Genomic DNA, 26225 nt, shown 5'->3' with positions numbered 1-26225 from the left:
ATGTCATTCATACGCATCGCGCAGGACTGCAACTCCAATGCGACCTCGTGTCGCTTCTGGCGATGACCCGCACAATGACTTCTCACAGGCCGCCGATGCGTGGCAACCGAACGCTGCGGACGCGTCGGCGCCTTGCGCTGCATCCGCGCAAAAACTCCAGGCGCGTACCCACGACTCCATCCGCATGCGCGCGTAGGCATGCATTGAACGCATGCGATCTGCCGCACTTCTGCATTCGCAGACGAGCATGCATTCACTTTGCACACCGACAGCGCAGAGTTGGCCCGCTACAATGGATTCCCCTTTGATTCTGCACGCCGTGATGCCTGCCTCCGATGCGTTGCCCGCCATGATCCGCAGCCTGTTGCCCCATTGGAATCCCGAATGGCTGGCGATTGCGGTACCGACGGTCAAGATCGTGCTGATCCTGGCAGTTGCCGCGTTGGTCCGCCTGCTGCTCCGGCAGTTGCTGCGGCGGCTGTGCACGCGTTACAGCGTGCCCGCCGAAATGATGATCGGCATCCGCCGCGTCGGCAGCTTCGTCATTTCGGTCAGTGCCTTGCTGATGGTGCTACGGGTCATCGGCGTCTCGGGCGGCACGTTGTGGACCGCATTCACCGGGTTCGCAGCCGTCGGCGCAGTAGCGTTCTTCGCTGCATGGAGCGTGCTGTCCAATATCTTCTGCACATTCCTGATCATCACCACGCGGCCATTTCGCCTGCACGATCACATCGAGGTTCTCGAAGGCGGCGACAAGCCCGGCTTGAAGGGACGTGTGATCGATATCAACGTGATCTACACCACGCTGGAAGAAACCGGCGAGCGTGCCGGCAGCGTACTGCAAGTTCCCAACAGCCTGTTTTTCCAGCGCACGACGCGTCGCTGGCGCGAGACCGGCAGCTTCAACGCCAACTAGGCGCAAGGCCAAGACGCGATACTGCGGCGAGTTCGCCAGTGGCAGAACCTATACACGGCGATGTCGGCAAGCGGCAACCTTCGACGACCGCAGCAGGCTCCACTGCGGCGCACGTTTGCGATAGCGGCGCCGTCTGCGGGGACCGCGGTCGCGGTCGCATCGCGGACATGACCCATCAGCCACTCAACGCAGCTGACTGTCCTTGCTGCCGCGACGGTTGTAGCCGCTTTGCCCAGCCTGCTCCAGGTCATGCGCCTCTTGGCAGTGCACGCACAAGTGCACGCCGGGCACCGCCTTGCGGCGCGCCTCGGGAATCGGTGCCTCGCAGTCTTCGCAGTGCGTTAGGCTCGGGCCGTGGTGCAACTGACTCCGCGCGCGCTTGATCGCATCGTCGACAGTGGCATCGATCTGGTCCTGTACCGCTCCATCACCCGCCCATCCGGTCGCCATGATCGCCATACCTCGCTGGTCTGGACACATATATGGTCACTCGCGCAAACAAATCCAAGCCGCGTGTGCACAGTACGCTCAAGCTGGTTCAACTAGCATCAAATCAACGCCACTGGCCGCCGCGCGCGTCAGTGACCAGGTACTCCGCCATCCGCACCCACGAAGGAACAGCAATGGAACAGCCCGTCCACCCGTTTTCCGAACTCTTCGCCCAGCTTGGCCTGCCGTCCGACGAAGCCAGCATTCGCAGCTTCATTGCCGAGCACTCCCCGCTGCCGGGCGATATGCGCCTGGAAGAAGCGCCGTTCTGGACGCCTGCCCAATCCCAGCTATTGCGTGAAGAACGCCTCGACGATGCCGACTGGATCGTGACCATCGATCAGCTCAATATCGCCCTGCATACCACTGCCGACGATACCGGCGTTTGAGCCAGGCACGCACTCACGTGCGCCACGCTTGAGATCGCCTGCAGCTGACATGCTTGCCAGCGCATTGGTGAAAAAAAAGGAGCGGCCATGGGCCGCTCCTTTGCATCGCAGGCAGTACAGCGGGCAGCCACGCGCGTGCCCGGCTGTGTAACCTGCGTTAGGTCACTTTTTTGGCAATCGTCATGCCCAGCACGAACAGCACGATGGCGATGATGATGCCCGCCCAGAACAGGAATTTGGCGATACCCATCGCCGCGCCGGCCATGCCGCCGAAGCCCAGCGCACCGGCGATCAAGCCGATAATTGCGAAAATGATGGCCCACTTGATCATGATGTTGTCTCCTCATCGGCACCGTGCCGTTGTTCGATCGTGTGCTTGCGGCGCAGCGCCGCAGAACATGCACCGCACGCTACCGATTCGAATGTGCCGCACTCGTGAATACGCCTGACACACGCTGCAATACACGCGTTGCATTCAGAGAGGAAGCGCCGTGTCCACGCGAGCGCACGCGCCCGTGGAGGGATCATCGCAGCTGCGCGCGGGGCCGTCCTTGCACGACGAAACACCACATGCGCATGGCATCGTGCAAGCCGCACTGGGCGCAACAGATGCACGCGCTTGCCGCATCGACTCTCAGCGCGCATGCGCGACTGGTTCGTAGTCACGCATCTGCACGGATGGATTGGTCAGTGGCCGACACATCGGCGATCATGCGCGCCTGCCCGCGACAGATCGCCATGGACACTCTTCGCTACCTCACCGGCTACCCGCCCGCCGTTCTGGATCAGGTGCGCGAGCTGATCGCACAGGACAAGCTCGCCACCGTACTGGCGCGACGCTACCCCGACCGGCACGCGATCCGCACCGATCGCCATCTCTACGAGTACGTCAAGGCGATGAAAGAGCGCTACATGCGCTCATCGCCGACCCTGCACAAGGCGACGTACGACAATCATCTGCACGTGGTCAAGCACGCCCTGGGCACGCATACGGCGATCTCCCGCGTGCACGGCGGCCGCCTGAAGGCCAGCCGCGAGATCCGCATCGCATCGGTGTTTCGCGACGCGCCGGAGCCGTTCTTGCAGATGATCGTGGCGCACGAACTGGCGCACCTGAAGGAGGCCGATCACAACAAGGCCTTCTACCAGCTCTGCAACCACATAACCCCGGACTACCATCAGCTGGAATTCGATCTGCGCCTGTATCTGACGCAATTAGCCCTGTCTGCCGATCGCTGAGCGTGCAGGACACGCGCAGGACTTGGCGCGGCTGACCGAACCACTGCGCTCACCGACAGGCGGGCGCGCACGCCATCGGTGCCCGGAATCGGCAAGTCTCCTTCGCACACTCTCGTACACTGCAGTTCCGAGCGCGCCGCCCACCTCCACCTGACGACCGCTCGCCACGTGGTGTTGGCCACTTTAGGATGCGCGCATGCAGCCCTCCTCTTTTGCAGACCTCACCCGCGCGGCGCAACGCCAGCAACCCGGCGCGATCAACGCGCTGGCCCAGGCGCTGGTGCGTGCCGGCCAACCGGAAGAAGCGCTTGTCTGGTATTTGCGCAGCGCGGCCGCCGGCGATGCGCTGGCGCAGGTCGAAGCCGGGCGCATGAGGGCCTATGGCGTCGGTTGCGAGGTGGACGTCGGTCAGGCGCGTGCGCACTGGGAGCTGGCCGAGCGGCAGGGCGCGGCAGCAGCACGCTATTTGCTGGCGACCCTGGCTGTGGGAGAGCAGCCGCTGACCCTGGCCGGCACTGCGCAGGATCGACTGCAGTCGGCAGCCAATGCCGACTACCCGCCAGCACTACGCGCCATCGCCATCCAGCACGGACGTGTGGCGCATCCGGAGCGGCAACGGCAGTGCGTCGCCTTGCTGGAACGCGCGGCGGCCGGCGGCGATGCCGTGTCGGCCGCCCTGTTGGCCGAGCGCCTGCTGCGCGGCGAAGGCGTGCCGCCCCAGCCCGATGCCGCTGCACAGCTCTTGCAGCAGTTGCAGCCCCTGGGCATGACCGCGCTACCGCCGGTGGACGTCGCGCCGCCGGACCCCGCAGACGACACCGCCGGTCACCGCATCGCATTCGCGCCGCGTGTTGGCCCGGTGCGACGCCACACAGCCCCACGCATCGAAGAATATGCCGCAGTCCTGTCGGCCGACGAATGCCGCTTGCTCATGCTGCTGGCGCGACCGCATCTGCGTGCCTCGAAGGTGATCGATCCCAACGATGCCAGCACCGGGCGCGCGCCGATCCGCACCAGCCACGGCGCGACATTGGACCCCATCATCGAGGACTTCGCCGCGCGTGCCGCACAGGCGCGGTTGGCGGCCTGCGCGCAGCTCCCGCTCGCCCACGCAGAACCGCTCTCGGTGTTGTGCTACGCACCGGGCGAGCAGTACCGCGCGCACCGCGACTACCTGCCGCCCGGAACGATCGCCGCCGACCGCCCCACCGCCGGCAACCGCCAGCGCACCGTCTGCGTCTATCTCAACGACGTCGGCGCCGCTGGCGAGACCGAATTCCCGGTCGCCGGCGTTCGCGTGCGGCCACGTCCCGGCACACTGGTCTGCTTCGACAACCTGCATGCCGATGGCCGCCCGGACGCCGATTCGCTGCACGCCGGCCTGCCGGTCACGGCAGGCAGCAAATGGTTGGGGACGCTGTGGTTCCGCCAGCAACGCTACCGGGATTGGTGAACAGATTCATACACACCCCCCTGCCGACGTGGTTTAAAATGTTGCAGCGCGACGTGATCGGACAGGATCTGCAAACGTCGCGTTTTTTGTTTCCCACGGCACGGGTGCACGCCCGGCTTCAGGGAAGGCACATCACGCAGCCCCGCGGAGCCTTCGATGCTTTTCGAAACCCTCGATACCACCGGCCACGAGCAGGTGATTTTCTGTCACAACCGCGACGCCGGGCTCAAGGCGATCATCGCCCTGCACAGCACGCGCCTTGGGCCAGCGTTGGGTGGCGTGCGGATGCGCCCCTATGCCAGTAGCGAGGCGGCACTCAACGACGCGCTGCGGCTGAGCCGCACCATGACCTACAAGAACGCCCTGGCCGGCCTGAATGTCGGCGGCGGCAAGGCGGTCATCATCGGCGACCCTCGGACCGACAAGACCGAAGCGCTGTTCCGCGCGTTCGGCCGGTTCGTCGATACCCTCGGCGGGCGCTACATCACCTCCGAGGACGTCGGCACGGACGTCAATGACATGGAGCAGATCTACCTGGAAAGCGAGTACGTCACCGGTGTGCACCAGGTGCACCGCGGCTCCGGCGACCCTGCCCCGTTCACGGCCTACGGCGCCCTGCAGGCACTGATGGCCTCGCTCAACCGCAAGCTCGGCCACGAAGAAGTCGGCAAGGCCAGCATTGCGATCCAGGGGCTGGGCCATATCGGCATGGAGTTGGTGAAGCTGCTCAAGGAGCGCGGCGCAAAACTCTATGTGGCCGACCTGAATCAGGCGCTGGTGGACCGCGCAGTGGCCGAATACGGCGCAGAAGCGGTGCGCCCGGATGAAATCCATCAGGTATCGGCCGACGTATTTGCTCCCTGCGCGCTGGAAGGCGCCATCAACGAAGACACGCTACCGCAGCTCAAGGCCAAGATCATCTGCGGCACCGCCAACAACCAGCTTGCCAGCGCCGCCATCGGCGAAGAGCTGCACCGGCGCGGCATTTTGTATGCACCCGATTACGTGGTGAATGCCGGTGGGGTGATGAATGTGTCGCTGGAGATCGACGGCTACAACCGTGAGCGTGCGATGCGGCTGATCCGCAGCATCTATCACAACCTGGAAAAGGTCTTCGATCTATCCACGCAGCTGGACGTTTCGCCGCAGCAGGCGGCCGATCAGATTGCCGAAGCGCGCATTGAGGCCATCAGCAAACTCAAGCTGCCGCTGGGTCGTACTGCGCCGCGCTTCCTGCACAAACTACGCGGCGAGTAACTGGCAACAGATAGATTGGGCGTAGCGATCAGCGCAGTACGAGATTGCCGCTGAAAACGCCACGCCCGGGCATTGCGCCCGGGCGTCATGCACGCCGATCAGAAATCGGCGCTGTACTTCAGGCTAAACGCACGGTCGTCGCCGCGCTCGCCCACCCGCTGGTCGTAACCGAAACGCAGCTGGCTCTGCTGGCCAAGCGGTGCTGCAGCGGTGATGCCGAACAGACCCCCCGAACGTGCGGGCTGCATGCCACGCAGCGGTGCCCACGCATCCACCCCCACGAAGCTGGCATCTAGCGTCAAGCCATCGCTGCTCAGCGCCTGCTGCCATTCCGCATAGCCGCCCAGCTGGATACCGCGCCAGCGATACGCCGATCGCACACCGGCAAGCGCCTGCGTGCGCGATGACGTATTCGCGTCGGCACGCAAGCCGAAGCCATCGCCGCCGCTTTCGCGGAAACCGTCGCTGCGCAAACGCACGTAATCCAGGCCCATGTACGGCGTCAGGCTTGCATGCGCGCCACCCAGGCGGTACCCGGTTTCCAGATTGCTGCTGAGGTAACTGCCGCTGTAGTCGCTGAAGGCGCTGCTGCGGTCTTCGCCCAGCTGCAGGATGCGCTCGATCTGCCGATTGACGTTGCCAAAGCCCACTTGGCCCAGCGTGTACGCAGCGCCCAATGTCGTGCCCCAATACAGCTGCGCCTGCACCTGACGATCGCGCCCGCGTGCCCCATCCAGGTCGCCCAGGCTGCTGGAGCGCGTTTCGCCGAACGCAAAACCGGCGACCGCACCGGAAGCCAGACGCACATCGTTGCCCATCATCCAGCCGGAGGTGGCAAAGCCCGAAGTGGTTGCACCGCCCTCGCCCGGCCCGCCGAGTGCCCGTTGCCAGTTGCCCAACAGACGCGGCTGTTGCGAGAGCCCATCGAAATGCGCTGCCAGCGCGCGGCGACCCAGATCGATGGTGTCGAAGGTCATCGCCGCAGAGTCGGCATGCGCACGGCCGGACAGGCTGCGCAGCGAATCCGCCGCGGCCTTGGCGGTTGGCGATTGTTGCAAGGCAGCTGCAGCGCGAATGAAGCCGCCGCTGAGCGCACCATTGCCCTGGAACTGCTGCGCATCGACCTGCTGGAACGCCTGCTCGACGCGGATGGCCGAATCCATCGACGCGGTGCCGATCGCGCCCAGCGACGCAGCGACCGCGGTGACATCCATGCGCTGCAGCGACACATACGCGGTGTTGGCGTCGTAGCTGCGCGTGGCGCTCAGAAAGGTCACCGCCGGCCCGCTGCTCAGCGTGTCGAATGTGCCTTGCAGACCATTGGTCGCCTGCAGCACCGCGTAGGTCGTGTTGTTGGCGACGTAGTCGCGCCGACCGAGCAATTGCAGGTCGCCGGCGATGGTCGCCGTGCCCGCGACATTCAACCGGTCACCCACATTCAGTGCCAGGCGACCATTGCTGGCCTGCGTGTAGTTGCCGGCAATGGAGGCGGTCGCGCCGTTGACCTGCAAGGTCCCGGCGTTGTCGACCCGACCACCGATGTTGCCCGCGCCAACCAGGCGCGCGCCATTGGCGACGCTCACCCGCGCACTCTGCAAACTGGCGGTCTGCAAGGTGCCGCCAAGGACCTGGGTGTCGCCGCTGAAGGTATTGGCCGTGCTGCTCAATACCAAGGTGCCGGTGCCGCGCTTGGTCAGGCCGCCGGTGCCACTGATGTCGTTGGCCCAAGTCGAACGCAGGGTCGTGACATTGACATCCACCGTGCCCCAATCAAAGCGTGCCGGCCCCAATACTGCCTTGCCGACGTTGAGCAGGCCGTAGCCGAAGACCGGATCCACGCCCGCAGCCCCCAAGTCGGTGGCGGTTCCCAGCAAGGTCTGGCGCACCAGATCATTGTTGAAATACGGAAATGCCTGCCACACCAGCGCAGCCGCACCGGAGACCAGCGGCGCTGCGAACGAGGTGCCGCTGCCGTAGAAATAACGGACATTGCCGGCAGTGGCGTCCGGGTCGATGAACAGCGAAGTGCCTGGCGCGACCAGGCAGTAGCGCATCGCCACACCACAGGCGTTGGAGTACGACGCCAGTTGCGTCGGGTTGGCGGTATCCAGCGCGCCGACCACCAACCAACCGCGCTCCAGATCGGCCGCCGGTAGCGTCCCGTTCGGGCCAGGCTGACTGGGCAGCGCCGCCGTATCGGAGGGCTGCGAGCGCGATTCATTGCCCGACGCGAACACCACCAGCCCATCGTTGCTGAGGATGAAAGGGCGGTATTCCTGGGCAATCTGATTGGTCACCGTCGGGTCGTTCCAATACAGGCCGCCCCACGAATTGTTCATGATGCGCACACCGGCACTGATCAGATCGGCATGCACCGGCCCCAGACCGAGCGGTCCATCGACCTCGTTGCCGTCGCCGCTGCCGTCATCGTCCGGCGCACGGTCGCTGATGATGCGCGCAGACACCAGGCCCGCACCCGGCGCGATGCCGCCGGGCCATTGCCCGACCGCACGCCCGGCGGCCAGCTCGGCCACCACGGTCCCGTGCCCGACCACATCGCCCACTGCGGTGTTGTTGGTGCGTGGATCCACATAGATGAAGCTGTCGCTGACGCGTCCCTGCAACGCCGGATGATTGGCATTGATGCCGGTATCGATGACACCGATGCGGTACCCCGCGCCGGTAAAGCCAAGCGCCTGTGCCGCACGCGCGTTGGTCAGCGCCAGATGCGCATCGATCGCCGGCTCCGGCGTCGTTGGCGTTGTCACCGGTGGCGGCGGTGATGTTGGCGGCGGAGGCGGTGGTGGCGAGGTCACCGGCGGTGCGGCCGGGGTGCTTGGACGGATACCACCTCCGCCACCACCACCGCCACACGCGGTCAACGCAACAGCCAGCGCCGAGGCCAGCACGGTCCTGGCGACGTCTTGCTTCTTCATTGGTGTTCTCCCCGAACCCATTCCATGGATGGGGCCCAATCGGGCCCGAATAACGCTTTGCTTACTTTAATCGGAAAGCGTGCGCGTGGGGCGCGTGCTGGCGCGGCGCCGCCATGAGGCAGATAATCGTTTCACTTTAAACGGTATCTGCTCATGTCCGACATCGTCATCGTTGCTGCCAAACGTACTGCCATCGGCTCGTTCCTCGGCCAATTCAACGCGGTGCCGGCACCCACGCTTGCCGCGGCTGCCATCCGGGGGGCGCTCGCGCAATCGGGTATCGCGCCTGCCGATATTTCCGAAGTCATCGTCGGCTGTGTGCTGCCGGCCAATCTCGGCCAGGCACCTGCGCGCCAGGCCGCGATTGCCGCAGGCATTCCTACCTCGACCGGCGCCACCACCATCAACAAGGTGTGCGGCTCGGGCATGAAGGCGATCATGTTGGGACACGACCTGATCAGGGCCGGCTCGGCCAGCATCGTGGTGGCCGGCGGCATGGAGTCGATGAGCAATGCCCCGCATCTGCTGCCCAACTCGCGCACCGGCAACCGCTACGGCAATTTCCAGGCGGTCGATCACATGGCCTGGGACGGCCTGACCAACCCGTATGACGGCCAGGCCATGGGCGTATTCGGCGAAGCCACTGCGGAGAAGTTCGGCTTCAGCCGCGCCGACCAGGATGCGTTCGCGATCGCCTCGGTGGAACGCGCGCAGGCGGCGCAGCGCAGCGGCGCGTTTGCCGACGAAATCGTGCCGGTGACGGTCGCCACGCGCAAGGGCGAAGTCGTCGTGGACAGCGATGAGCAGCCGGGCAAATCCGACGTGGCCAAGATTCCGACGTTGAAGCCAGCCTTCAAGAAGGACGGCAGCGTGACCGCGGCCAGTTCCTCGAGTATTTCCGATGGCGCGGCAATCACCGTACTGATGAGCGCGAACGACGCGCAACGCCGCGGCGTGACGCCGCTGGCGCGCATCGTCGGCCATGTCACCCACTCGCAGGAGCCGGAATGGTTCACCACCGCACCGGTCGCTGCGATTCAATCGCTGCTCGGCAAGCTCGGCTGGCAATTGGACGATGTGGACCTTTTCGAAATCAACGAAGCCTTCGCCGTCGTGGCGATGGCGCCAATCAAGCAACTTGGCATCGCGCACGGCAAGGTCAATGTGCATGGCGGCGCCTGCGCACTGGGCCATCCGATCGGCGCATCCGGCGCGCGTTTGGTGGTGACATTGGTGAACGCGTTGCGCAGCCGCGGAGGCAAGCGCGGAATCGCAACGCTATGCATCGGCGGCGGCGAAGCGACCGCCATCGCTATCGAATTGATTTAACTATCTTTAACGGCGATTTTGCAAAACTGAATGCGCGTGCGCTTGACACTCGTCTTGTGGCCGTCATCATGTCGGGGGCGCGCAATAGCGCGTTGCCTAATCTAACGACGAGGATTGAAACAATGACCATCAACAAGCTGCTGATCGCAATGGCTCTGGGCCTGGCCCTGACCGCTTGCTCGAAGCCGGAACAGGCTCAGGACGCTGCTGCTTCGGCTAACGAAGCTGCTGCCGACGCTCAGACCGCTGCCGACCAGGCTGCTGCCTCGGGCTCGCAGTCGGCTGACGCCGCTCAGGCTGCTGCCAACACCGCTGCTGCTTCGGCCGACACCGCTGCTGACGCTGCTCAGGCTGCTTCCGGCGCCGCGACCGACGCTGCTGCTGACCAGGCTGCCGACGCTGCCAAGACGGCTGAAGACACCGCCAAGGCTGCTAAGGACACCGCAGAAGAAGCCAAGAAGTAATCACTTCTTGACTCCAAGCGAGTTCGGAAAAAGCCGCTGGTTTCCAGCGGCTTTTTCTTTGTCTGCCAATCAAGCCTCGCACACCGTGACAGCAGCAAGGACACGAACAACCTGCACGATTGCGTCTGTCTCCCCGGCGGCTGAATGGCCGGCTGCGCATTGACGCAGACTGCATCGCCTCCTGCATAAGCTCCGGCTTCCAACACCGGAACAGGAACAGGACCACCCATGAAGACGATCCACATGCTGTCGTTGAACGCCATCGCCGCCCTTACCCTTGCTGCCTGTCAGGGCCCGGATGCCGAGCAGGCCCGCCGCGATGCCGCTTCTGCCGCCAAGCACGCCGCCGCCGCGACCGAACAGGCCGCCGACCGTGCGGCAGTGGAAGCGAAGGCCGCAACTGCCGATGCACGCGTGGCTGCGCGCGAGTTGGCCGCAGACGCCAGCCGTGCCACCGCCAATGCGGCCGATGCCACTGCCGACAAGACGCGCGAAATGGCCAACAAGGCCGAACAGAACGCCGACAAGCACGACGCCGACCACGCGCAGCACTGAGTCGCTCCCCTCTCACAGCACCCGCAACGCGCCGGCCATGTGCCGGCGCGCTTGTCTCGGCCGACGGGTGGCTCGTGTTGTCGAGGCCGGCAGGCTAGCATTCGCATATGTCCTCTTCTTTTACGTCGCGCCGGCGCAACCAGCTGGCGCTGATTTTTTCTGCGCTGATCTTCGTCGTCATCGGAATCGGCATCTTCGTCGGTGCCCGCCGTTCGCTGGCCGACGCTGCGCTGGTGTCGCACACCCACGAGGTGATCGGGCGGGTGGACGAGATCCAGGCGCGCGTGCTCGATGCCGAATCGGCGCAGCGTGGCTTCCTGCTCACTGGCAACGACGCCTACCTGCTGGACTACCAGACCAGTGTCGAACGTCTGCCGATCCTGCTGGACAACCTGCGCCGCCTGATCGTCGACAACCCCGCACAGGAGCAGCACCTGGCACAGTTGCAACGGCTGGTGGAAACCCGCCTGCGGCAGATTCAGCACGTGCTCGACCTCTATGCACAAGGTGGGCTGGAGCCGGCACGTGCCGACATCCGGCAGAGCGCATTCCGCACTACCAGCGCCATCCGCGAGCAGGCATTGACGATGGTGCAGCGCGAACAGGAGCTGCTGGCACAACGCGCGCGAAGCAGCGAACAAAGCGCCAACCTGTTGCTGGCACTGGCATTGGCCGGCATTCCGTTCGGGCTGTTGGTGGTGGGCATGGTCTATGCGCTGTTGATGCGCGAACTGCGCCACCGCGCGCAGGCCGAACAGCTGGCGGCGCAGGCCAATCGCGAGTTGGGCAAGAGCATCGAGGCACTGCAGCGCAGTACCGCCGATCTCAACCTGCTCAGCCGTTACACCGGCCTGCTGCAGAGCTGCATCAGTGCCGAAGAAGCGTTGATGGTCAGCAGCCGTACCCTGGCCGGCCTGCTGCCGGGCGTGGCGGGAAGCGTGTACCTGCTGCGCGCCTCGCAGGACCGCGCCGAGGCGATCAGCCACTGGGGCGAGCCGCTGGTGCGCAGCGCGCCGCATCTGTCGCCCGAGCAGTGCTGGGCGCTGCGCCGCGGCCAGCCGCATATCGTCCAAGACCTGGGCCGGGATGCGCTGTGTGCGCATATCGAAGAACCCGCACACGATGCGTCCGTCACCACCGCGTGCCTGCCGATGTCGGCGCAAGGCACCCAGCTCGGGTTTCTGTTCCTGTCTGCCGCCGGCCCGGGGCCGATGCCGCGGCTGGAAATCGCCGAGGCGGCCGCCGAACAGTTGTCGTTGGCGCTGAGCAACCTGCGCCTGCGCGAGTCGCTGCGCCGGCAGTCGATCCGCGATGCGCTGACGGGGCTGTATAACCGCCGCTATCTGGAAGAATCGCTGAGCCACGAGTTGGCGCGGTGCGCACGGCGTGGTCTGCCGTTGTCGGTCTTGATGCTGGACGTGGACCATTTCAAGCAGTTCAACGACAGCCAGGGCCATGCCGGCGGCGACCTGTTGCTGGCAGCGGTGGGCGAATTGCTGCTGACCCGCCTGCGCGCCGAGGACGTGGCATGCCGCTACGGCGGTGAGGAATTCACCGTCCTTCTGCCCGAAGCCGATGGCGAAGAAGCCATGCGCGTGGCCGAGCAGATTCGCAGTTACATCGCCGCGCTGGCGGTCAGCGACGGTGCGCGCGCCTTGCCGAAGGTGACGGCCTCGATCGGCGTGGCCAGCTTCCCTGCCGATGGCGAACAGGGTGCGAGCCTGATCCAGAAAGCCGACGCAGCGCTGTATCGGGCCAAGCATGCTGGGCGCAACCGGGTCGAGCGATACGGTGCTGCTACGGACAGTGCGGACTGAAGGTAGCTGACAAGGCCACGGCGGGCAGCCAGGCGCGGCCGCGCCCGAAGCCGGGAGGTAGCACGCGGAGACTGCGGCCCTGGTGCGCCGCGCGCACCCACTTGACGGCTGCTCGCAGCGTTTGCCGACAGCTTCGGCACGCGCGCCGCCCATCCCGGTTTGCGGAGTCCGTCACACAAAAGATCCAGTTGCGCAGCGATAGTCGGCCTCGACCCCTAAAGCGAGGCAGTCCGATGTCGATGTGGCGCGATCAAGGTCCCAACAAGAAAGACGGCGTTCCGGTCACCCCCGAGGTTCCTGCGGCCGATGGCAGGCTCTTCACCGCCGAGGCCAGCCCCACACCGCCGGTGCCCGCCGCCGCAGCGCCCAGCGTCGCGCCGGCAGCTGCGGCCACGCAGCGTCACAGCGAAGCGAAAGAGTCGCTGATCGCTGCCGACATCAGCATCGAAGGCAAGATCGAGGGCGCCGGCCACGTGCGTCTGGCCGGCCGCTTCAAGGGCGATGTCAACGTCAAGGGCGATCTGACCATCGAACGCGGCGCCAAGCTCAATGGCGGCGTGCGCGCCAACAAGGTGATCATCGCCGGCGAGCTGGAGGGCAACATCGAATCTGCCGCGCAGGTCGAACTGCAGACGTCCGGTGTGTTGGTCGGCGACGTCAAGGCTGGCAGCCTCACGGTGGCCTCGGGTGCGCGCATGCGCGGCCAGGCCGATTTCGGCTGGGGCGATGATGGCGGCAAGCCGGTCACTGCCAGCAAGCCGTTGGTCAGCGGAGACAGCGACGCCACATGAGTGCACCTCGCCCGGGCACGCCCGGCGCCACGCGCAGCTGCCCGCACTGCAAGGCGACGATCCTGGAAAGCGCCAGCGTCTGCCCTGCGTGCAAGCACCACCTGCGCTTCGATTCAGCGGCTGCGCAACACGCGCAGCCGGCGCCGATCGTGCCGCTCAAGGTCGACGGCACCATCCGCCACCCGGCCGACGGCGATCCGTGGGAATACACGGTGGTGGTGGTGGTGCGCAACGGGAAGGGCGAGGAGATCCGTCGCCAGGTGGTCGATGTCGGCGCCATGCACGGCGGCGAAGAACGCGGCTTCACCCTGGCGGTGGAAGCGAGCGCGGTGCGTTCGCCCGGGCGGCGTACGCGGCATTGAGAACAGCTGACAAAACGACTGCGCAGCGGCCAGGCGGGCGCGGCCGGTGCTCGGAATCGGCATGTACCACGCGTACACCGCGGCTCCTTCGTACCGTCCACGCCACCTGACGGCCGCTCGCTACGTTTTGTTGGCCGCTCTGAGGCGTCCACGATCCACGCGGCTGCCAACACCCTAAACGCGCACTGCCGGACGAACGTGGCGGTGAGTTGATCGGCATGTGCCGTGCGTGCACCCGTAGCCTCTGTGCGCCGTCCACGGCCCGTCCGGCGGCTGCTCGCGAGGGAGTGGCACCTGCCGGTAAGCGCGCGCCGCGCGAAGGCACCGCCGCACGCGGTTCCCATTCTCAGGATCTGCACACCGGCTTGGCCAGAGTTGCCGCATGCGCAACGGCAACGATGAGACATCTCACACACGCGGCGATCTGGTGGTGCTCGGGCCGGAGGGCCTGTATTGCCCGCAAGGCGATTTCCATATCGACCCGTGGCGGCCGGTGCCGCGCGCGGTGATTACGCATGGTCACGGCGACCACGCCCGCAGCGGCATGGGCGAGTACCACTGCACGCGCGAGAGCCTGTCCATCCTGCAATGGCGCCTGGGCGAACAGGTCTATCACACGCATGCGGACGGTGAAGCGTTTCAGCTGGGGCGTGCGCGCGTGTCGCTGCATCCGGCCGGACACGTGCTGGGATCGGCGCAAGTGCGCATCGAAGTGGATGGCGAGGTCTGGGTCGCCTCCGGCGACTACAAGCGCCAACCCGACCCCACCTGCAAGCCGTTCGAAGTGGTGCCATGCGACACCTTCATCACCGAAGCGACCTTCGGCCTGCCGGTGTACCGCTGGCCCGACACCTCCCAGGTTGCGGCCGATATTTCTGCCTGGCGCCGCGAATGCGCCGAACGCGGCGAAGCGGCCATCCTGTACTGCTATGCGCTGGGCAAGGCGCAGCGCGTATTGGCCGAATTGCGCGCGTGGGAGACGCAGCCGGCGTTGCTGCATGGCGCGGTCGCGGTGGGTGTGGAGGTCTATCGCCAGGCGGGCATCCCGATGCTGGATACCCAGCCGGTCAGCGAGCATGCGCGCGGCGCCGACTATGCCGGGCAATTGGTCATCGCGCCGCCATCGGCGGCCGGCAGCGCCTGGATCCGCCGTTTTCGCAGCGCACAGCAGGGTTTTGCCTCGGGCTGGATGCGCATCCGCGGCAATCGCCGCAGGCGCAATTACGATCGGGGCTTTGTGGTCTCCGACCATGCCGACTGGCCCGACCTGCTGCGCACCATCGAAGAAACCGGCGCACAGCGCGTCATTGCCACCCATGGCAATACCGATGCATTGATCCAACACTTGCGGGAACGGGGCGTCGCAGCAGAAGCCTTCCGCACCGATTTTGGAGCCGAGGAATGAACCCGCTGCCCGCACGTCGTTATGTTCGCGCGCGTCCGCGCATTCGCTTGAGCGGCGCGCTCGCGTTCCGCCGTCATGCCTTGGCGTTTTGCGTGCATCGCAACGCGCCAGCGGCCACCATCGGCCCACCGCGACCGCTGCGGCGCCCACGCGTGCTTGCCGCGTTTACCCGACGCGCACTGGAGCTGCGTGCTGCCGACAGGCGCGCAGCGACACAGGCGCTGCCGTGAAGCGTTTCGCGGCGTTGTACCGCACCCTGGACCGCAGCACCGGCACGCTCGACAAGCGCGCTGCGCTGGTCGCGTATTTCCGCGATGCGCCCGCGCTGGACGCGGCATGGGCGCTGTATCTGCTGGCCGGTGGCAAGGTAGCCAGCGCGCGCATGCGCATTGCCAGCAGCGGCGAACTGCGCGAATGGATCACCGACACCGCCGGCGTTGCCGATTGGCTGGTCGCCGACAGCTACGACCATGTCGGCGATCTGGCCGAAACCCTGGCCTTGCTGCTGGACGACCCGGTCGCCGAGGCGGCCGATCTGCCATTGGCAGAATGGATCGAACAACGGCTGCTGCCGATCGCCAACCAGGACGTGGAGGTCCGCAAGGCCTGCATCGTGCAGGCGTGGGGCAGCCTGGCCTTCGACGAGCGGCTGGTGTTCAACAAGCTGCTGACCGGCGCATTGCGGGTTGGGGTGTCGCAACGGCTCGTGCAGCACGCGCTGGCCGAATTGTCGGGCGTGGATATCGCGCGCATTGCGCAGCGCATGCTCGGCAGTTGGCGGCCGCATCCAACCTATCTTGCAGACCTGTTGACCAGCGAAGAACTGCCCGGCGACCGCCAGCAGCCCTATCCGTTCTTTTTGGCATCGCCGCTGGAAGCGGAGGTCGACACGCTGGGCCCCATCGACGACTGGCTGCTGGAATGGAAATGGGACGGCATCCGCCTGCAGCTGATTCGCCGCGCCGGCGAAGCGGCGCTGTGGTCGCGCGGCGAAGAGCGTCTGGATGGACGTTTCCCCGAAATCGAACACGCCGCACTGCAATTGCCGGACGGCACCGTCATCGATGGCGAGCTGCTGGCCTGGCAACCCAAACAGCCCCTGCCAATGCCGTTTACCGCGTTGCAGACGCGCATCCAGCGGCTCAAGCCCGGGCCCAAGACATTGGCCGCCGCACCGGCGCGCGTGGTGGCCTACGACCTGCTGGAACTGGCGGGCGAAGACCTGCGCGAGCGCCCGTTGCAGGAGCGGCGCGCACTGCTGGAAGGCGTGCTCGCCACGCTGGCAGATCCGCGCATCGTTGCCTCGCCGCTGGTGCAGGTCAGCGATTGGCAGGCCGCAGCGCAGGTGCGCGTGGAAGCGCGCGAACGCGGCGTGGAAGGGCTGATGCTCAAGCGCGCCAGTTCGGTGTATCAATCCGGTCGCCGTCGCGGCGATTGGTGGAAATGGAAGATCGACCCACTGACCATCGACGCGGTGCTGCTGTACGCGCAGGCCGGCCACGGCAGACGCAGCACGCTCTACACCGACTACACCTTCGGGCTATGGCACGAGGGCCAACTGGTGCCGATCGCCAAGGCCTATTCGGGCCTGGACGACAAGGAAATTCTTCAACTGGATCGCTGGATCCGTGCCAACACCACCGAGCGCTTCGGCCCGGTGCGCGCGGTCACCGCGCATCACGTGTTCGAGCTTGGGTTTGAAGCGGTGAACCGCAGCGCGCGGCATAAGTCCGGCATCGCGGTGCGCTTCCCGCGCATCCTGCGCTGGCGTCACGACAAGCCGATGGCCGAAGCCGATCATCTGAGCACCCTGCAGGCACTGGCGCGGTGAGCGTCACGCAGCACACGTATGGCACGCCACTGCAACAGTGGCGTGCCTGGTTCGCGCAGCGCGGCTGGGCGCCACTGCCGTTCCAACGCGATGTGTGGAAGCGCTATCTCGACGGCGAATCGGGCCTGCTGCATACGCCCACCGGCAGCGGCAAGACGCTGGCGGCATTTGGCGGTCCGTTACTGGAGGCATTGGCCACGCGTGGGCGCAAATCCCCGCGCAAACCGGGCAAACCCACCTCCCCTGCGCGCCGCCAGCCGCAACGCAATCTGCAAGTGTTGTGGATCACGCCGCTGCGCGCACTGGCCGCCGACACCGCACGCGCGCTGCGCGAGCCGGTGGACGCATTGGGGCTGGATTGGCAGGTGGGCCTGCGTACCGGCGATGCCAGCGCGCGCGACAAGCGGCTGGCACGCAGCGGCAAGCTCGACGTGCTGGTCACCACGCCCGAATCGCTGGCATTGCTATTGTCGTATCCGGATACCGCGCCGCAGCTGTCGGCATTGCGCTGTGTGATCGTCGACGAATGGCACGAGCTGCTGGGCAACAAGCGCGGCGTGTTGCTGCAATTGTGTCTTGCGCGCTTGCGCGGATGGACGCCGCACCTGCGCATCTGGGGGCTGTCGGCGACGCTTGGGAACTTATCGCAGGCACGCGATGTGCTGTTGCCGCATTGCCCCGAGGCGGCGCTGGTCTCCGGCGTCAAACCGCGCACCATGACGCTTGAAACCTTGCTGCCGGACAGTGGCGAGCGCTTTCCCTGGGCAGGCCACCTTGGTCTGGCGCAACTGGCGCGCGTGCTGCAAAAGATCATGCAACAGCGCACCAGCCTGGTGTTTACCAATACGCGCGCGCAGGCCGAGTTGTGGCATCAGGCCTTGAGCGCGGTGTGGCCGGAGGAGTTGGCCACGCTGGCGCTGCATCACGGCTCGCTGGATCCATCGCTACGCGCGGCCGCCGAACGCGGGCTGGCCGACGGCAGCCTGCGCTGCGTGGTGGCCACCTCCAGCCTGGATCTGGGCGTCGACTTCCCGGCCGTGGATCAGGTGCTGCAGGTCGGCAGCCCGAAAGGCATCGCGCGCCTGCTGCAACGCGCCGGGCGCGCACGCCATCGCCCCGGCGAATCCGGGCACGTGGTGTGCGTGCCTTCGCATGCGCTGGAATTGGTCGAATACGCCGCGGCACGTCGCGCGCTGGTGCATGGACATATCGAAGCGCGTCCACCGCCACGGTTGTCGCTGGACGTACTGGCGCAGCACTGCGTCACCCTCGCCCTCGGCGGCGGCTTCCACGCCGATGCGTTGTTCGAGGAAGTGCGCGGTACCGATGCCTTCGCCGCGCTGGAGAAAACCACCTGGAACGCGGTGCTGGATTTCATCGTGCAAGGCGGCAGCGCGCTGGCGCATTATCCGGACTTCCACAAGGTGGTACGCGACGACGAGGGTCTGTACCGCGTGATCGACCGACGCGTCGCGCTGCGGCACCGGCTGTCCATCGGCACGATCACCAGCGACGGCAGCGTGCGCGTGCAGTTCCTGCGCGGCGGGCGGCTGGGCGCGGTGGAAGAACAATTCATCGGCCGCCTGCGCCGCGGCGACCGCTTCCAGTTCGCCGGCCGCCTGCTGGAACTGGTGCGCCTGGAAGACATGACCGCCTACGTGCGCGTGGCCAAGGGCGGCAGTGGCGTGGTGCCGAAATGGATGGGCGGGCGCATGCCGTTGTCGTCGGCGCTGGGCCGCGAGGTGGAAGCGGTGTTCGCCGACCCTGGCGATGCGCCGGAGATGCAGGCCCTGGCGCCGTTGCTGCACCTGCAAGGCTCGCTTTCTTCGCTGCCGGGGCCGGACCATCTGCTGGTGGAAAGCGTCAAGGCGCGCGACGGCCGCCACGTCTTCGTCTACCCCTTCGCCGGCAGGCAGGTCAACGAAGGCCTGGCCGCGTTGCTCGCGGCACGCTGGGGCCGGCGCCAACGCAATACCTTCAGCTTCGCTGCCAATGACTATGGATTTGTGCTGTCGCCGGCGCAGGATGTCGACATCGATGCCGATGTACTGCAAGCCCTGCTCTCGCCGGTGGGCCTGTTCGACGATCTGCGCGACAGCCTCAATCTGGGCGAGTTGGCGCGCCGGCAATTTCGCGAGATCGCGCGCGTGGCGGGATTGTTGTCGCCCTCGTTGCCTGGCCGTGCGCCGCGCAGCCTGCGTCAGCTGCAGGCCTCCAGCGGCTTGCTGTACGACGTATTGCAACGCTTCGACCCCGATCACCTGCTGCTCGCCCAGGCCGAACGCGAAGTGTTCGAAGGCCAGCTCGAACTGGCGCGGCTTGCACATGCGCTGGAAGACTGCGCGCGCCGCGCGTTGCGCCTGTGCAAACCGCGCAGCCTCACACCATTATCGTTTCCGCTGTGGGCAGAACGCGTGCGTGGGCAACTGAGTACCGAAGACTGGAAGGCCCGCGTCTTGCGCGCTGCCCAACAACTGGAGCGCAAGCATGGGCGATAGCGTGCAGCTGCAGCTGGCCGGCGAAACCGTGGAATTGCTCGGCGAACGCGCGTTGTATCGGCCGGCACAACGTGCGCTGTTGATCGCCGATCTGCATCTGGGCAAGGCCGATGTGTTCCGACGTGCCGGCATCGGCTTGCCGGCCGGCGGCACCGCGCACGATCTGGAGCGGCTGGATGCGTTGCTCGATCAACGCGATGTCCAGGCGCTATGGATTTTGGGCGACCTCTTGCACGGCCCTGCCCCACGCGCGGCCTGGCACCGACGCTGGAGCGCATGGCGCGAACGGCATTGCGCGTTACGCGTGATCGCCATTCGCGGCAATCACGACCGCGCCCTGGCCGGTGCGGAGCTGCACATCGAAGCGGCCGGCGAACAGGTCGAAGATGGCCCGTTCGTGCTGCGCCACGACCCGTTGCCGCATCCCAGCGGCCACGTGCTGTGCGGGCATCTGCATCCATTGGCCAAGCTACCGGGGCTGTCACGGCGCTGGCCGGCGTTCTGGTTGCGCGAGCGCGTCACCATCCTGCCGGCGTTCTCGCAGTTCACCGCAGGCATCGTGCCGACGCTGGCCGAAGGCGAGCGCCTGGTTGCCTGCGTGGAAGGCGATGCGCTGGCACTGCCGATGCGTAGCCAATGACGCACGCACCGGCCGATGCTACGACTGCGCAGCTGCTTCGGCGTTAGCGTCGGCCAGCCGCGCGACTGGTCGCGCCAAAGCCTCGACGAATTCCGGCGCCAGCGCCAGCTTGCCGAACCAACCATGCTGGGTGCCGCTGAGCACGCGCAGCATGTGCCCGCGCCCGCCCGGCACGCGCCCCATCGGGCGTAGCAGCAGGTCGCGGCCATGTGCCCACAGATCGCGTTCGGACTGGAACAGCGGCGTCAGCCAGCGGCTCCAGCGGTGATAGATCGCCACGTGCGCCTTGCGTTCGCGCTGGTAGCGCTGCAAGGCAGCGTCCAGATCGGCGCTGGCGCGCAAGGCATCGCGCATCGCCAACGCATCCAGCAGCGCCATGTTCACGCCCTGCCCCAACTGCGGGCTCATCGCATGCGCGGCATCGCCTGCAAGCACGAAACGGCCGCGATGCCAGCGCGACACCACCGCATCGCGATAGCTCGCGCGCGCCAGAGCACCATGCACCTGCACCGTAGCAAGCCGCGCATGCGCCTCTGGCCACATCTGCGCCACCTCATCGCGCCAGGCGGCAATGCCGCGCTGTTCCCACGCAACGAAATCGCTGCACGGCAGGCTCCAGAAAAAACTCAGCCGCGGCGTGTCGTCGCCCGGGCGCGTGCCCACCGGCAACAGGCCGATCATCTTGCGTGCGCCGATATAGCGCTGGCGCAATTCGTCCACAAACGGCCAGTCTTCGCGCGGCAGCAGGCACCACAGCGCTCCCCATGGATACACCCGATCCAGCTGCGTTCCCTGTGCCTGCGCACGCAACGTGGAAGCCGAGCCATCGGCGGCGATAATCAGATCGAAGGGGCCATGCCACTTCCCACGTTGATCCTGCACGCGCACGCCCGCGTGATCGATCGCGGTAATCTGCGTATCCACATGCAGTTGCGCGTGCTGCGGCCAGGCCTCGCGCAGCAGCGTAAACAACGCGCCGCGCTGCATGCCTACACCCATCAGGCGCGTATCCAGATCGCGGTACTGCATGTCCATCACCGCGCGCCCGCACGGCGTGTCGCCATACAAGCGGCGCACCGGCGCGCCATGCGCGAGCGCCTGCGGCAGCAAGCCCATGTTCCAGAGCACCTGCAACCCGCTGGGTTGCAGCAGAAAACCGGCGCCCACCGGCCCGGGTGCAGCTGCGCGCTCGAATACCTCCAGCTGATGCCCATCGGCGCCCAGCAGCACGGCCAATGCCTGCCCCGCGGTTCCGTAGCCCACCACTGCAATACGTAATGCTCGTTGCATCGTCCCTGCTCTGTTTGGCTATTGCTGCCCGCGCACAACCGGCGCAAAAAAACCCCGCCGTGGCGGGGTTTTTCAACCGCACAATCGAGTCAGATTACTCGACCGGCGTGATGTTCGAAGCCTGGGCACCCTTGGGGCCCTGGGTCACGTCATAACTGACGCGCTGGCCTTCCTGCAGGCTGCGGAAGCCCTTGGAATTGATCGCGGAGAAGTGCGCGAAGACATCGGCGCTGCCGTCCTCCGGTGAGATGAAGCCAAATCCCTTGGCGTCGTTGAACCACTTGACGGTACCGTTCGGCATGGTGATGCGAGACCTTTGCAATAATTAATGGGTGGTGTACGGCGGTGCGTACGCGCCGAGTATGCAAAGCTTATGCCCCGATGACAATCACCCGCGTGCAAGTTCGCCAATCAGCTCGGGCAGCCCGGACGACGCCGCATCGACGTTGGCCAAGACTTCGGCCATGGTGATTTCCAGCGCGTCGCCACAGCCGGCCGCCCAGTTGGCCACGATCGCCAAACACGCATATTCCAGGCCTTTTTCGCGCGCCAGGCCCGCTTCGGGCATGCCGGTCATGCCCACCAGATCGCAGCCGTCGCGACGCATGCGGGCGATCTCTGCAACCGTTTCCAGTCGTGGTCCCTGCGTTGCGCCGTAGCAGCCGCCGGCCACCAGCGTGACGCCGGTCACCTTGGCTGCCGCAATGACCTTGCTGCGAAACATCGGCGAATACGGATGGCCGAAATCCACATGCTGTACCTCGCTGCCGGGCTCTTCGCAGAAGGTGGACACGCGGCCCCAGGTGTAATCGATCAACTGATCCGGGCACGCCAACACGCGCGGGCCAAACTGTTCGGTGATACCCCCCACGGTGTTGAGCGCCAGCACGCGCGAGGCGCCGATTTGCTGCAATGCAGCGATGTTTGCGCGGTAATTGACCTTGTGCGGCGGCAGCGAGTGGCCTTCGCCATGGCGTGCCAGGAAGGCGACGCGATGGCCGAGCAGCATGCCGACGCGGATCGGCCCGGACGGCGCGCCATAGGGCGTTTCGACGTCGTGCGACTGCACATCGTCCAGCTGCGCGAGCTTGTAGACACCAGTGCCGCCGATGACGGCCAATGCGATGGAATTTGCGGACACAACCGACCTCTGCAGCGAAAGACATGATGGGGCGCGCAGGCGTGCGCGCCGATCTGCCCGCAACGATGCGGGCATGGATTTGCAGCGTTACTGCTTCATCGCATAGATGGCAGGAATGCCGCGCAACTGCTCGTTGACGTCCATGCCGAAGCCGAACACGTAACGGTCGGGCACTTCCACGCCCACGTAGTCGGCAGTCACGCCCGGCACGCACCGGTCGTGCCGCTTGACGGTCAACACCGCCACGCGCACGTCGGTGGCGCCCTGCTCCAGGCACCACTGGCGCACGCCCTGCAGCGTGTAACCCTCGTCGAGAATGTCGTCGACCAGGATCACGCGGCGGCCGAACAATGCGGTGGCCGGGCGGTGCTTCCACACCAGTTCGCCGCCGGTGGTTTCGCCGCGGTAACGGGTGGCATGCAGGTAATCGAACTGCAGGTCCTGGCCACGTGCGCCCAGCTCCAGCGCCAGCTGGCCGGAGAACGGCAGCGCACCGTGCATGATGGTGAGGTACACCGGCACTTCGCCGGCGTAGTCGCGTGCGATCGCATCGGCGATGGTGGCAACGGCGGCATCGATGGCGGGACGGTCGACCAGCAGATCGGCTTGGGCCAGGGCCTGGGAAATGGTGAGCGTGGACATCAGGCAGTTGTTCCGAAATGGGCAGAAGGAGGAGTGGTAAATGAGGCGTCGGTGCCGGCGAGCAGGCCATCCCAGCCTAGTGCGCCGCGGCCGATCAGGCCGATCAATGCAGCGGTATTGAGGCTGCGGCCCTGCACGGCCTGCAGCGATTCGGCGACCAGCTCCGGATGGCACACCAGCACCACGTCGCAGCCGGCATCCAGATGCGCATGCACCCGGCCCGCCACACCGCCGGCACTGAACGAGGCAGCCATGCCGATGTCGTCGGAAAAGACCACGCCGCGGAAGCCCATCTGGCCGCGCAGGATCTGCTCGATCCAGCGCTGCGAATAGCCGGCCGGCTCCGGCGCGACCTGCGGGTAGACCACGTGCGCCATCATCACGGCGTCGGCGCCGGCCTCGATCCCCGCCACGAACGGCACCAGGTCTTCGGCCTGCAGCACCTCCAGCGGCCGCGGGTCGCTGGCGTGGTCGACATGGGTGTCTTCCAGCACGGTGCCGTGGCCGGGAAAATGCTTGAGCGTGGCGGCCATGCCGGCGCCGTGCAGCGCCTGCACATAAGCACGCGTGAAGGTGGCCACGATCTGCGGGTCGTCGCTGAAGGCGCGATCGCCGATGGCGCGGTTGCCGCGCCCCAGGTCCACCACCGGGGCAAAGCTCAGGTCCACGCCGCTGGCGCGGACCTCGCTGGCCATCAACTGCGCATGCGCGCGCGCGGCGGCCAGTGCAGACTCCGGGTCATGCGCGTACTGCGCACCGAAGCTTTGCAGCGGCGCCAGCGCGCTGAATCCTTCGCGAAACCGCTGCACGCGCCCGCCTTCCTGGTCCACGCAGACCAGCACCGGGCGTGGCGCGGCGGCGCGAATGGCAGCCGACAGCTCGGCCACCTGGGTGCGCGAGGCGAAGTTGCGCTTGAACAGCACCACGCCGGCAACCGCATCGTGCTGCAGCCAATCGCGTTCCTGCGCGCTGAGTTCGGTACCGGCAACGCCGATCAGAAGCATGTTGGGGACTCCCGGGCCAGGCGCCACGGTGGCGCAGCGCGGCATTGTCGCAGATGCGCGTGGCAGCGTCAGATCGCGCATTCAGGTGCGTGCCCTGCGGGCGCGGCGGGCAGGCTTACAGCACCTCGAGGTGGGCGCGCCAATGCGCGGCCTGGGCCTGCACCTGTGCCAGCACTTCGGGGGCCATACCGTCGAGCTGGCGGTACGGCAGCGCCAGGCGTTCGTTGGCGCCCAACAGCAGGCGCTGGCGCTGCAGAAAGTCCCAGTACAACGCGTTGTACGGGCAGGCGTTCGGCCCGACCCGCAACCTGCGCTGATACCGGCAACCACCGCAGTAATCGCTCATGCGATCGATATAGGCCGCACCGCTGATATACGGCTTGCTGCCGAGCAGGCCGCCATCGGCGAACTGGCTCATGCCCACCGTATTGGGCAGCTCCACCCACTCGAAGGCGTCGATATACACGCCCAGGTACCAGCGATGCAGCGCCTGCGGGTCCAGCCCCGCCAGCAGCGCAAAATTACCGATCACCATCAGCCGCTGGATGTGATGCGCATGCGCATTGGCCAACGAATTGCCGATCGCATCTGCCAGGCAGCGCATGCCGATCTGCCCGTCCCAGAACCAGTGTGGCAGCGCTGCATGCTGATCGAGATGATTCGAGTCCGCATAGCCGGGCATCTGCGACCAATACACACCGCGCACGTACTCGCGCCAGCCCAGAATCTGCCGGATGAAGCCTTCCACCGCCGCCAACGGCGCATGCCCTTGCCGCCATGCCGCTTCGGCGCGCGCGATCACTTCGCGCGGGTGCAGCATCTTGACGTTGAGCGCGAACGAAAGCAGCGAATGGAACAGGCGCGGGCTACGCGTGCTCATCGCATCTTCGTAGCGGCCGAAATTGGGCAATGCATGCGCGATGAAAGCGTCCAGATGCTGCAAGGCTTCGTCGCGATCCAGCGGCCATGGCAGGGCGTGCGCATTCGGTGCGCCAAAACTGCGCACCCCGGCGGCTTCGATCGTGCGCCACAGCGCGCTGTGGTCGTGGGTCGTGCGCCAATCCTGTGGGGCAGGCGGGTCGCCCGGCCACGGCGCACGGTTGTCGCGATCGAAGTTCCAGCGCCCGCCTTCCGGCTCGCCCGCGGCATCGAGCAGGATGCGATGCTGGCGCCGCATGCGCCGATAAAACACTTCCATGCGCCACGGGCTTCCGGCGCGAAAACAGCCGGCGACTTCACTGCGTGCGGTCAAAAAATGTTCGCTGCCGACCATGCGCGTGGCAAAGGGCTGCGCGGCACTCCAGTGCTGTAGTGCTTCGTCCAGCCGCCATTCGTCCGGGGCCTGGTATTCCAGATGGCCGGCGCGGTAATACGCCATCAACGCCTCGAGGTTGTGCGGGATCGACTGCCGGTTGCTGGCATTGTCGATGGTCACATAGCGCACCCGATGCCCGGCACGCCGCAGGCCCGCAGCGAACGCGCGCATGGCCGCGAAGATCGCCAGGACCTTCTGCGCGTGATGCAGCACGTAGTCGGTTTCCTGCCGCACTTCCATCAATACATAGACCACGCCTGCATCGCGCGTCGCGAACCAGCTGTGTTGCGGATTGAGCTGGTCGCCCAGAACCAAACGCAGCGTATGGGCCGGCGTTTGTGGGGTGGTTTGCGCGACAAGTGCGCTGGAATCATGCATCAAAGTGACGCCCGATGATGCGGGGCGCATGGGCGCGTCCGTGCCGACGCGGCGCATGGGCATGCCTTGGACCCGAAAAAAACA

Annotated in this window: 25 protein-coding genes and 2 other RNA genes; 18 read left to right on the top strand and 9 right to left on the bottom strand. The window is 66.1% G+C overall.

Translation table 11 applies throughout. The features are described 5' to 3' along the window. Positions 1-322 precede the first annotated feature (322 nt). Complete coding sequence (locus HLH45_RS11610; protein ID WP_029818992.1) at positions 323-916, top strand: mechanosensitive ion channel family protein; 594 nt, start codon at positions 323-325, stop codon at positions 914-916. Positions 917-1099: 183 nt separating this feature from the next. On the opposite strand, the gene HLH45_RS11605 is transcribed toward HLH45_RS11610, so the two are convergent. Then, positions 1100-1366: a DksA/TraR family C4-type zinc finger protein gene (locus tag HLH45_RS11605; protein ID WP_029818991.1), complete on the bottom strand. Its 267-nt coding sequence runs from the start codon at positions 1364-1366 to the stop codon at positions 1100-1102. A 173-nt stretch (positions 1367-1539) separates the two neighbouring features. On the opposite strand from HLH45_RS11605, the gene HLH45_RS11600 reads away from it, so the two are divergent. Continuing rightward, positions 1540-1794: a DUF2789 domain-containing protein gene (locus HLH45_RS11600; protein ID WP_008578215.1), complete on the top strand. Its 255-nt coding sequence runs from the start codon at positions 1540-1542 to the stop codon at positions 1792-1794. A 157-nt stretch (positions 1795-1951) separates the two neighbouring features. Here HLH45_RS11600 and HLH45_RS11595 read toward each other — a convergent pair whose 3' ends face one another. Continuing rightward, on the bottom strand, positions 1952-2125 hold the full coding sequence (locus tag HLH45_RS11595) for a DUF1328 domain-containing protein (protein ID WP_003489471.1): 174 nt from the start codon (positions 2123-2125) through the stop codon (positions 1952-1954). 278 nt (positions 2126-2403) lie between these two features. Between HLH45_RS11595 and HLH45_RS11590 the strand changes: the two genes are divergently transcribed. From HLH45_RS11590 to HLH45_RS11575, 4 genes are all read left to right on the top strand, one after another. Next, positions 2404-3033 (top strand): YgjP-like metallopeptidase domain-containing protein, encoded by a 630-nt coding sequence (locus HLH45_RS11590; RefSeq protein WP_029818989.1) that lies wholly within the window; start codon positions 2404-2406, stop codon positions 3031-3033. A 102-nt stretch (positions 3034-3135) separates the two neighbouring features. Continuing rightward, positions 3136-3213, top strand: a non-coding RNA gene (locus HLH45_RS11585) — sX9 sRNA. A 16-nt stretch (positions 3214-3229) separates the two neighbouring features. Next, positions 3230-4486, top strand: coding sequence for a 2OG-Fe(II) oxygenase (locus HLH45_RS11580; protein ID WP_008578213.1), 1257 nt, complete (start codon positions 3230-3232; stop codon positions 4484-4486). 156 nt (positions 4487-4642) lie between these two features. Beyond that, positions 4643-5743 (top strand): Glu/Leu/Phe/Val dehydrogenase dimerization domain-containing protein, encoded by a 1101-nt coding sequence (locus tag HLH45_RS11575; protein WP_005924809.1) that lies wholly within the window; start codon positions 4643-4645, stop codon positions 5741-5743. A gap of 98 nt (positions 5744-5841) precedes the next feature. Here the strand turns inward: HLH45_RS11575 and HLH45_RS11570 are convergent, their stop codons facing one another. Further along, positions 5842-8679 carry an autotransporter serine protease gene (locus HLH45_RS11570; RefSeq protein ID WP_033479567.1) on the bottom strand — a complete coding sequence of 946 codons (2838 nt, stop codon included), beginning with the start codon at positions 8677-8679 and terminating at the stop codon, positions 5842-5844. A gap of 153 nt (positions 8680-8832) precedes the next feature. Between HLH45_RS11570 and HLH45_RS11565 the strand changes: the two genes are divergently transcribed. From HLH45_RS11565 to pdeM, 12 genes are all read left to right on the top strand, one after another. Then, positions 8833-10008, top strand: coding sequence for a thiolase family protein (locus HLH45_RS11565; RefSeq protein WP_008578210.1), 1176 nt, complete (start codon positions 8833-8835; stop codon positions 10006-10008). A 122-nt stretch (positions 10009-10130) separates the two neighbouring features. Then, on the top strand, positions 10131-10472 hold the full coding sequence (locus tag HLH45_RS11560) for a hypothetical protein (protein WP_003489455.1): 342 nt from the start codon (positions 10131-10133) through the stop codon (positions 10470-10472). 228 nt (positions 10473-10700) lie between these two features. After that, on the top strand, positions 10701-11027 hold the full coding sequence (locus HLH45_RS11555; RefSeq protein WP_008578208.1) for an XAC1346 family secretion chaperone: 327 nt from the start codon (positions 10701-10703) through the stop codon (positions 11025-11027). A 107-nt stretch (positions 11028-11134) separates the two neighbouring features. After that, entirely contained in the window at positions 11135-12844 is a 1710-nt protein-coding gene (locus HLH45_RS11550; RefSeq protein WP_008578207.1) for a diguanylate cyclase, read from the top strand. Positions 12845-13077: 233 nt separating this feature from the next. After that, a complete protein-coding gene (locus HLH45_RS11545; protein WP_008578206.1) occupies positions 13078-13635 on the top strand; it encodes a bactofilin family protein in 558 nt (185 codons plus the stop codon). Further along, the gene (locus HLH45_RS11540) at positions 13632-13997 is read left to right on the top strand and encodes a hypothetical protein (protein ID WP_008578205.1); all 366 of its coding nucleotides are present in this window, start codon (positions 13632-13634) and stop codon (positions 13995-13997) included. The genes HLH45_RS11545 and HLH45_RS11540 overlap by 4 nt, the downstream gene beginning before the upstream one ends. Before the next feature lie 61 nt (positions 13998-14058). Beyond that, positions 14059-14133, top strand: a non-coding RNA gene (locus tag HLH45_RS11535) — sX9 sRNA. A gap of 246 nt (positions 14134-14379) precedes the next feature. Continuing rightward, complete coding sequence (locus HLH45_RS11530) at positions 14380-15402, top strand: ligase-associated DNA damage response exonuclease (protein ID WP_014089699.1); 1023 nt, start codon at positions 14380-14382, stop codon at positions 15400-15402. Further along, positions 15399-15632, top strand: coding sequence for a hypothetical protein (locus HLH45_RS11525; RefSeq protein WP_029818981.1), 234 nt, complete (start codon positions 15399-15401; stop codon positions 15630-15632). The genes HLH45_RS11530 and HLH45_RS11525 overlap by 4 nt, the downstream gene beginning before the upstream one ends. Continuing rightward, positions 15629-17233, top strand: a complete 1605-nt coding sequence (locus HLH45_RS11520; protein ID WP_008574242.1) for an ATP-dependent DNA ligase — start codon at positions 15629-15631, stop codon at positions 17231-17233. Before HLH45_RS11525 ends, HLH45_RS11520 begins: the two co-directional genes overlap by 4 nt. Further along, a complete protein-coding gene (locus tag HLH45_RS11515) occupies positions 17230-19731 on the top strand; it encodes a ligase-associated DNA damage response DEXH box helicase (protein WP_008574244.1) in 2502 nt (833 codons plus the stop codon). The genes HLH45_RS11520 and HLH45_RS11515 overlap by 4 nt, the downstream gene beginning before the upstream one ends. Then, positions 19721-20371 carry a ligase-associated DNA damage response endonuclease PdeM gene (gene pdeM / locus HLH45_RS11510; RefSeq protein WP_008574245.1) on the top strand — a complete coding sequence of 217 codons (651 nt, stop codon included), beginning with the start codon at positions 19721-19723 and terminating at the stop codon, positions 20369-20371. Before HLH45_RS11515 ends, pdeM begins: the two co-directional genes overlap by 11 nt. 18 nt (positions 20372-20389) lie before the next feature. Here pdeM and HLH45_RS11505 read toward each other — a convergent pair whose 3' ends face one another. The 6 genes from HLH45_RS11505 to HLH45_RS11480 all read right to left on the bottom strand — a co-directional run bounded on the left by HLH45_RS11505 (position 20390) and on the right by HLH45_RS11480 (position 26204). After that, entirely contained in the window at positions 20390-21661 is a 1272-nt protein-coding gene (locus tag HLH45_RS11505) for an FAD-dependent oxidoreductase (protein WP_033478824.1), read from the bottom strand. A gap of 94 nt (positions 21662-21755) precedes the next feature. Further along, complete coding sequence (gene cspE / locus HLH45_RS11500) at positions 21756-21962, bottom strand: transcription antiterminator/RNA stability regulator CspE (protein ID WP_003488188.1); 207 nt, start codon at positions 21960-21962, stop codon at positions 21756-21758. A gap of 87 nt (positions 21963-22049) precedes the next feature. Beyond that, positions 22050-22802 carry an S-methyl-5'-thioinosine phosphorylase gene (locus tag HLH45_RS11495; RefSeq protein WP_011346828.1) on the bottom strand — a complete coding sequence of 251 codons (753 nt, stop codon included), beginning with the start codon at positions 22800-22802 and terminating at the stop codon, positions 22050-22052. Between the two features lie 87 nt (positions 22803-22889). Further along, positions 22890-23444: a hypoxanthine-guanine phosphoribosyltransferase gene (locus tag HLH45_RS11490; protein ID WP_003488192.1), complete on the bottom strand. Its 555-nt coding sequence runs from the start codon at positions 23442-23444 to the stop codon at positions 22890-22892. Beyond that, on the bottom strand, positions 23444-24448 hold the full coding sequence (gene nagZ / locus HLH45_RS11485; RefSeq protein ID WP_008574267.1) for a beta-N-acetylhexosaminidase: 1005 nt from the start codon (positions 24446-24448) through the stop codon (positions 23444-23446). The genes HLH45_RS11490 and nagZ overlap by 1 nt, the downstream gene beginning before the upstream one ends. A gap of 115 nt (positions 24449-24563) precedes the next feature. After that, positions 24564-26204 (bottom strand): cryptochrome/photolyase family protein, encoded by a 1641-nt coding sequence (locus HLH45_RS11480; protein ID WP_008574268.1) that lies wholly within the window; start codon positions 26202-26204, stop codon positions 24564-24566. Between the last annotated feature and the right edge of the window lie 21 nt (positions 26205-26225).

The sequence above is a fragment of the Xanthomonas euvesicatoria genome, assembly GCF_013112235.1.
In the GTDB taxonomy this organism is placed as follows: domain Bacteria; phylum Pseudomonadota; class Gammaproteobacteria; order Xanthomonadales; family Xanthomonadaceae; genus Xanthomonas; species Xanthomonas euvesicatoria.
This window is presented reverse-complemented; position numbering and strand designations above follow the sequence as displayed.

Excerpts from the sequence above, each read along its gene's own strand:
- HLH45_RS11540 (WP_008578205.1), top strand. The coding sequence starts at position 13,632 with ATGAGTGCACCTCGCCCGGGCACGCCCGGCGCCACGCGCAGCTGCCCG.
- cspE (WP_003488188.1), bottom strand. The coding sequence starts at position 21,962 with ATGCCGAACGGTACCGTCAAGTGGTTCAACGACGCCAAGGGATTTGGC.
- HLH45_RS11550 (WP_008578207.1), top strand. The coding sequence starts at position 11,135 with ATGTCCTCTTCTTTTACGTCGCGCCGGCGCAACCAGCTGGCGCTGATT.
- HLH45_RS11575 (WP_005924809.1), top strand. The coding sequence starts at position 4,643 with ATGCTTTTCGAAACCCTCGATACCACCGGCCACGAGCAGGTGATTTTC.
- HLH45_RS11580 (WP_008578213.1), top strand. The coding sequence starts at position 3,230 with ATGCAGCCCTCCTCTTTTGCAGACCTCACCCGCGCGGCGCAACGCCAG.
- HLH45_RS11605 (WP_029818991.1), bottom strand. The coding sequence starts at position 1,366 with ATGGCGACCGGATGGGCGGGTGATGGAGCGGTACAGGACCAGATCGAT.
- HLH45_RS11525 (WP_029818981.1), top strand. The coding sequence starts at position 15,399 with ATGAACCCGCTGCCCGCACGTCGTTATGTTCGCGCGCGTCCGCGCATT.
- HLH45_RS11570 (WP_033479567.1), bottom strand. The coding sequence starts at position 8,679 with ATGAAGAAGCAAGACGTCGCCAGGACCGTGCTGGCCTCGGCGCTGGCT.
- HLH45_RS11610 (WP_029818992.1), top strand. The coding sequence starts at position 323 with ATGCCTGCCTCCGATGCGTTGCCCGCCATGATCCGCAGCCTGTTGCCC.
- HLH45_RS11600 (WP_008578215.1), top strand. The coding sequence starts at position 1,540 with ATGGAACAGCCCGTCCACCCGTTTTCCGAACTCTTCGCCCAGCTTGGC.
- HLH45_RS11560 (WP_003489455.1), top strand. The coding sequence starts at position 10,131 with ATGACCATCAACAAGCTGCTGATCGCAATGGCTCTGGGCCTGGCCCTG.
- HLH45_RS11565 (WP_008578210.1), top strand. The coding sequence starts at position 8,833 with ATGTCCGACATCGTCATCGTTGCTGCCAAACGTACTGCCATCGGCTCG.
- nagZ (WP_008574267.1), bottom strand. The coding sequence starts at position 24,448 with ATGCTTCTGATCGGCGTTGCCGGTACCGAACTCAGCGCGCAGGAACGC.
- HLH45_RS11530 (WP_014089699.1), top strand. The coding sequence starts at position 14,380 with ATGCGCAACGGCAACGATGAGACATCTCACACACGCGGCGATCTGGTG.
- HLH45_RS11490 (WP_003488192.1), bottom strand. The coding sequence starts at position 23,444 with ATGTCCACGCTCACCATTTCCCAGGCCCTGGCCCAAGCCGATCTGCTG.
- HLH45_RS11590 (WP_029818989.1), top strand. The coding sequence starts at position 2,404 with ATGCACGCGCTTGCCGCATCGACTCTCAGCGCGCATGCGCGACTGGTT.
- HLH45_RS11595 (WP_003489471.1), bottom strand. The coding sequence starts at position 2,125 with ATGATCAAGTGGGCCATCATTTTCGCAATTATCGGCTTGATCGCCGGT.
- HLH45_RS11545 (WP_008578206.1), top strand. The coding sequence starts at position 13,078 with ATGTCGATGTGGCGCGATCAAGGTCCCAACAAGAAAGACGGCGTTCCG.
- HLH45_RS11505 (WP_033478824.1), bottom strand. The coding sequence starts at position 21,661 with ATGCAACGAGCATTACGTATTGCAGTGGTGGGCTACGGAACCGCGGGG.
- pdeM (WP_008574245.1), top strand. The coding sequence starts at position 19,721 with ATGGGCGATAGCGTGCAGCTGCAGCTGGCCGGCGAAACCGTGGAATTG.
- HLH45_RS11555 (WP_008578208.1), top strand. The coding sequence starts at position 10,701 with ATGAAGACGATCCACATGCTGTCGTTGAACGCCATCGCCGCCCTTACC.
- HLH45_RS11480 (WP_008574268.1), bottom strand. The coding sequence starts at position 26,204 with ATGCCCATGCGCCGCGTCGGCACGGACGCGCCCATGCGCCCCGCATCA.